We start from the raw sequence: 558 nt of genomic DNA on the forward strand, positions 1-558 counted from the left end.
TACACATCGCCTTTATTCCGTTGCTCGTGCCGCCGTTATTACTCGCTTTTAACCGCATGCAAATTGATCGACGCCTGATTGCTTGTTTGCTGACCTTTGGTTTGGTCACCACCTATATGTTTATCCCCTATGGTTTTGGTGATATTTACCTTAATCAAATCATGCTAAAAAACGTCGGTGAAGCAGGTATTGATATCGCTAACATTTCTGTGATTCAAGCAATGGCGATACCCGCGTTAGGTATGTTCATCGGTTTGTTGACAGCAGTCTTTATCAGCTACCGTAAGCCGCGTCAGTATCAACAGGTCGCTATCGATAAAGAAGCTCGCGATACCGCTATCCAAAGTGAAGGGTTAAAAGATGATGAGCTCAGTAAGACAACCGCTGGTGCCAAGGCGCAAAGTAAGTTAAAGACGCTGGTCGCCCTGGTTGCTATTGTGACTGCTTTTGTGGTGCAATTGTATACGGACTCGCTGTTGCTCGGTTCAATGTTTGGCTTTGGGGTCTTTATGGCGACAGGCGTGGTCAAGTGGCGTGATGCCGATACGGTGTTTAATG

The 558-nt window shown here is 46.2% G+C and carries 1 protein-coding gene; it reads left to right on the plus strand.

What is annotated here, in order from left to right:
- Nucleotides 1–558, plus strand: a 558-nt coding sequence (locus tag ACS8FD_RS23470; RefSeq protein ID WP_439277621.1) for a Na+/H+ antiporter NhaC family protein, incomplete at both ends; no start/stop codon positions are given.

It is taken from the genome of Psychrobacter sp. 1U2 (assembly GCF_051847575.1).